Source organism: Streptomyces sp. SID3343, assembly GCF_009865215.1.
Classification (GTDB): Bacteria; Actinomycetota; Actinomycetes; order Streptomycetales; family Streptomycetaceae; genus Embleya.
Genome location: NZ_WWJX01000738.1, coordinates 1 through 5,389, shown reverse-complemented (window position 1 = coordinate 5,389; position 5,389 = coordinate 1). Strand labels below are relative to the sequence as shown.

Here is a 5,389-nt window from a genome sequence, read left to right as displayed (position 1 = left end):
GCCCCACCGACGAGTTCGACGTCCGGCGGGGTGGGGCGTGCCGTACCGAACTACCGCGTCGGGTGGTGGTGATCAGCCGGACGTTGCGCGGCACGGTGGGCATGCCGACTCGCGTTCGCGGGCGACACGTCGCGGCGACCGGCCGGTTCGGTGGTGCCGCGGCCGTCGACGGCCATACGCCGACCGCGTGGCGGTTCCGGGCTGTGACAGGTCTCCGCCGCGGCACCGACGGTCGCCGCCACCCGGCGGCGCGGGCCCTCGACCGAGCCCGTCACCAGCGTGTTTCGGCCCGGCTGACAGGCGTTTTCAAACAGGCAAGGACCGGCCGGGCTTCGAGGGGTCCGGCGGGTACCGAAAGCGACGAGGGCGTCCCGGACCTCGTCGCGCGGGGAACGGTGGCGGGCACGCAACGGGAGAGCACCACCGCTTCGGTGGCGAGTGGCCAACGGATGGCGTGCGCCACCGCTTGGGTGGCGAGCACACCACCGGGATGTGCGCCACCACTTCGGGCGATCGGCGGCGGCTGTGTCCACGCCGGGCAAGCCGAGCGTCGGACAGCTTGGGTATCGGACAGACCGGATGTCGGACAGACCGAGCGTCGGACTAACCCGATGTGGGGCAGACCGAGCGTCGGACAGACCGGGTATCGGGCAGACCGGGTGTCGCCCGGGTTCGAATCGACGGTGGTCGGGGCATTCGTCCGGGCATGGCTGTCTTGAGAACCTTCGCGCGCCCGATGCTCGCCTCGATCTTCGTCATCCACGGCTACGACACCGTGCTCCGGCCGGAGCGCGTCGTGCCGATCGCCGAGCCGGTGGTACGGCGGATCGCCCGTGTAGTGCCCGTCGTCCCGGCCGACACCACGTCGGCCGTGCGGCTCAACGCCGGCGTCCAACTGGTCGCGGGGGTGATGCTCTCGCTGGGCCGGATGCCGCGCGTGTCCGCCCTGGCACTCGCCGCCACCCTGCTGCCGACTACCGTGGCCGGCCACCGTTTCTGGGAGGTCGAGGACGACAAGGAGCGCGCCGGGCAGCGCGTGCAGTTCCTCAAGAACCTGTCGATGCTCGGCGGCCTGCTGATCACCGCGGCCGACACCGGCAGCAAACCGTCACTCGCCTGGCGTACCCGGCACACCGCCAAGGCGGTCCGCCGGGACAAGGCCGTCGGCCGCCGCGCCGCCAAGCTCGGTGCGGTCTCCGGCGCCGCCGCCCACCGCATCGGCGGTCTGGTGCCGGGCCACTGAGCCCGAGCCGACCGATTGCGCCGACGCCGGGGTCGTCCGCCGCCACCACGCACGGCAGCGACCCCGTCGCGATTCGGGTCTCGATCCGACAGTCCTCGGCGGTGGACGACGCCGGCCTCACGGTGCGCTCCCGTGCCCGGCACGCCGGCCCACGCCGGCATCGGCTCAGACGGCGGTCTCGGTGTCCCGTACCCGGCGCAATGCCCGCCCCATGTGCAGGAACTCGGCCTGCTCGCCGTCCCCGACGAAGACGTACACCGGGTGCCGGCCGCCCTCCGGCTCGGCGGCGATCAGGCTGCGCGCGTTCACCGGTACCACTCGTGTGGTGACCCGCTCGACGCCGACGAGTGCGGAGATGACCCCGATGGCTCCGGCGGTGACGGTCAGGCCGTCCCGTGTCTCGGCGATGTCGACCCGCATCGACGCCGACTCGTAGCGGCCGACGACATAGCGCGCGTCGATCGACACCGGTTCGGCGGGCGGCACCCGCAGATCGGGTACGTCGACGCCGGCGAGCGTGCCGAGCAGCTCACGGATCAGGTCGTATCCGAGGTACAGGGCGCCGCCGTTGGTCAGCAGCGCGACCGAGACCCCACGTGAGGGCACCACGCGCAGCAACGCCGTCTGCCCGATCGTGCCGCCGTCGTGCCCGACGACCGGCTCGCCCGGCCAGTCGTACCGGTTCCAGCCGAGTCCCCACGTCCGGCCGAGCAGACCGTCGCCGAAGATGTCGGTCTGCGGCGCGCGCATCGCCAGCGCGGACGCCTGCGACAGCAGCCGCGTCCCGTCCGGGAGCAGCCCGTCGCGGATGTGCGCGGCGGCGAATTCGAGCAGGTCCGTCGCACTCGTGGCGAGGAGCGCCCCGGAGGGACCGCCGGCCCGGCCCATGTGGTGGACCGGCGCTTTGACCGGCGTACCGTCGGGCCCGCCGAGGTGGCCGATCGCCGTGGGCCGGAGGATCGACTCGCTCGCGTCGTTGGCCACGTGCGTGATGCCCAGCGGCGTGATGATGCGCTCGCGGATCGCCGCTTCCCAGGTCCCGCCGGTCAGCACCTGCACGATGCGGCCCAGCAGGTCGAACCCGCTGTTGCAGTACGAGAACATCTCGCCGGGCGCGAACAACTGCTCGCCCGTGGTGGCCAATCCGGCCACCAGGCGTGCCACGGCATCGTCGCCGGGACCGTGGTCGTCGTAGATCTCGCCCTCGAAACCTCCTGTGTGGCACAGGAGTTGCCGGGTCGTCAGACGGGCGGCCGCGTCCTCGTCGACGAGCCGGAAGTCGGGGAGGTAGGTGCGGACCGGGGCGTCCAGGTCGAGCAGGCCCTCGTCGACGAGCTGCATGATCAGGGTCGCGGTCCATACCTTGGTGATCGAACCGATCTGGAACAGCGAGTCGGTGGTCGCGGGGTAGCCGAGCTCGACGTCGAGCACGCCCACCGCCGCGGCGACGGTCCGATCGCCCACCCGAACCGCGATGCTCGCCCCGGGGATGCCGGCCTTGTCCGCCAGTTCGGCAAGCCGGGCCTCCAGGTACTCGGGCGTCGGCAGGGATTCGGTCGGGCTCGGGCGACCGGGTCGGCCGGAAACCGGTGCGGCAGCCGAGGTCGGCTCGGGTCGTCCCATGGGTGGGGCACCTCCTCGAAGAGCGGCGGATGTGCCGCGGTGATCGATCACGGTAGGCAGCGCCCGGTACACCCGAATCGTCGTCGGCGACGAAGAACCACCGCCGAACCTGTCCGAATCTCCGACGCCCCTCGGGGGCGGCGTGCGTGATGCTCGGCAGGGTCGTCGCACACCCCGCGAACCGGCCGAGCAGGGCAACGAACGGGAGATACCCCATGGACGTGTACATCTCGATCGACATGGAAGGCGTGGCGGGCATCGCCACCCTCGACCAGATCGTGCGTGGAGGCGGTGGCTACACCGGCGCGCAGAAGATGATGACCGGCGAAGCGAACGCCGCCATCGAGGGCGCGTTCGCGGCAGGCGCCGACACGGTCCTGGTCAACGACAGCCACGGCACGATGGACAACCTCATTCCGGAGGAGTTGGACCCGCGGGCCCGGGTCATCCTGGGCAGCCCCAAGGCGCAGTGCATGGCACACGGCATCGGCGCGAACCACGGGGTGGCGCTGTTCATCGGCTACCACGCGGCGGCCGGCGCGCCGGGCGTGCTCGCGCACACCTTCTCGTCCGACTTCACGTCGGTGCGGCTCAACGGTGTCCCCGTCACCGAGGCCGAGGTCAACGCACTGCAGGCGGCCCGGCACGGGGTCCCGATCGGTCTGGTCAGCGGCGACAACGAGGTGTGCGCCGCGACCGAGAAGGCGTTCCCCGGTGTGATCACGGTTCCGGTCAAGAAGGCCGAGGGCTTCACCGCCGCGAACAACGTGCACCCGTCCGTGGCCCGGGACCTGATCCGCGCGGGCGCGGCGGCGGCCGTGGAGAAGGCCGCGAACCTGGAACCCCTGCCGCTGCCGGAGAAGTTCGTCCTGGAGGTCGGGTTCCAGATCCCGTTGGCCGCCGAAATCGCGGCGGCGGTGCCGGGGGCGGAGCGGGTGGACCTGCTCACCGTGCGCTGCGCGGCGCCCGACCCGGACCGTGTGATCGATCTGATCGAGGTCTGGTACACCCTCGCCGCCCACTCGGCCCGCTCGCGCCTGCCGATTCTCGAACGTCGCTGAGAGACGTCCTCGCCGCGCACTCGGCCCGCTCGCGCCTGCCGATTCTCGAACGTCGCTGCGCCGCGATCGCGCCGCGCACCGTCGCCGAGGCACGTCCTCGCTGCACCGTCACTGAGGGCTGTCCGCGCCACGCACCGAGTGTCGCTAAAGCGCGTCCTCGGTACGCAGCGGCGGGTGACCGCCGTCTCGGTCGCGCGTCGCGCTGCGAGCCGGTCGGGTCCGCCGGTCGCGGCGGGCCTTCGGAGCGCGCGGCGACATCGGGGCGCGCATCGACGGTCGGGGCGGGTGGAGTTGCGCCGGGGCCGCGACGACGGTGGGCGGCGGGCGGTGTGGCCGGGTGGTGGCGTCGCTGAGTTTGACCAGCACGGCCACCAGGATCCAGTTGGCCAGGGTCGAGGACCCGCCCTGGGCGAGGAAGGGGAGGGCCTTGCCCGTCAACGGGATCAGGCCGGTGACGCCGCCCGCGACGACGAAGACCTGGAGGATCAGGGCGGTGGACAGCCCGGCCGCCAGGAGTTTGCCGAACGGGTCGGTCAGTGCCAAGGCCGTGCGCAGGCCCCGGGCGGCGAGCAGCGTGTAGAGGACCAGCACTGCGGTGACGCCGGCCAGGCCCAGTTCCTCGCCGACGGCGGTGAGGATGAAGTCGCTGCGGCCGGCGAAGCCGATCAGTTCGGGGTGCCCTTGGCCCAGCCCGGTCCCGAGCAAGCCGCCGCTGCCGAGACCGAACAGCGCCTGCGCGCCCTGTTCGGTGATCAGGCCGGGCGGCGGGTGGGGCAGGTAGATGTCCATCGGGTGCAGCCACGCCACGATGCGCCCGTGCACGTGCGGCTCCCACGACCCGACGGCGGCGGCACCGATCGCGGCCAGGAACAGTCCGAGCAGGACCCAACTCGTGCGTTCGGTGGCGACGTAGAGCATCACCACGAAGATGCCGAAGAAGATCAGCGACGTGCCCAGGTCGCGCTCGAAGATCAGCACGAGCAGTCCAGCGATCCAGACCGCGAGGACCGGGCCGAGGTTGCGCCCGCGCGGGAGTTCGAAGCCCAGGAAGCGGCGATTGGACAGCGCGAGCGCGTCCCGATGGACGACGAGGTAGCCGGCGAAGAAGACGGTGAGCGCGAGCTTGGTCAATTCGCCGGGCTCGAACGACAGGCCGCCGAGCCGGATCCAGCGTTTGGCACCGTACGTGTCGCCCGGGAAGAAGGCCGGCGCGGCGAGCAGGACCATGCTCCCGGTCATCAGGAGGTAGGTGTACCGCTGGAGCACCCGGTGGTGGCGCACCGCGACGGTGATGCCGATGCACGCCGCGATGCCGACGCACAGCCACAGCACCTGGCCCGAGGCCGCCGGTGGCGAGTGGTAGGTCTCCGCGTACGAGATGTCGAGGCGGTGCACCAGCACCAGGCCCAGCCCGCTGAGCAGGACCGAGATCGGCAGGATCAACGGATCGGCGAACCGGGCG

4 protein-coding genes are annotated in these 5,389 nt (G+C 71.8%); 2 read left to right on the top strand and 2 right to left on the bottom strand.

Features of this window, described 5'->3' with window-relative positions:
• Positions 1-706: 706 nt before the first annotated feature.
• Positions 707-1,243, top strand: coding sequence for a DoxX family protein (locus GT354_RS22700; protein ID WP_161358217.1), 537 nt, complete (start codon positions 707-709; stop codon positions 1,241-1,243).
• Between the two features lie 165 nt (positions 1,244-1,408).
• Here GT354_RS22700 and GT354_RS22695 read toward each other — a convergent pair whose 3' ends face one another.
• On the bottom strand, positions 1,409-2,866 hold the full coding sequence (locus tag GT354_RS22695) for a serine hydrolase domain-containing protein (RefSeq protein ID WP_161358216.1): 1,458 nt from the start codon (positions 2,864-2,866) through the stop codon (positions 1,409-1,411).
• 215 nt (positions 2,867-3,081) lie between these two features.
• Between GT354_RS22695 and GT354_RS22690 the strand changes: the two genes are divergently transcribed.
• On the top strand, positions 3,082-3,927 hold the full coding sequence (locus tag GT354_RS22690; RefSeq protein WP_161358215.1) for a M55 family metallopeptidase: 846 nt from the start codon (positions 3,082-3,084) through the stop codon (positions 3,925-3,927).
• Positions 3,928-4,071: 144 nt separating this feature from the next.
• Here GT354_RS22690 and GT354_RS22685 read toward each other — a convergent pair.
• A partial coding sequence (locus GT354_RS22685; protein WP_161358214.1) for an FtsW/RodA/SpoVE family cell cycle protein occupies positions 4,072-5,389 on the bottom strand: 1,318 nt, incomplete at its 5' end.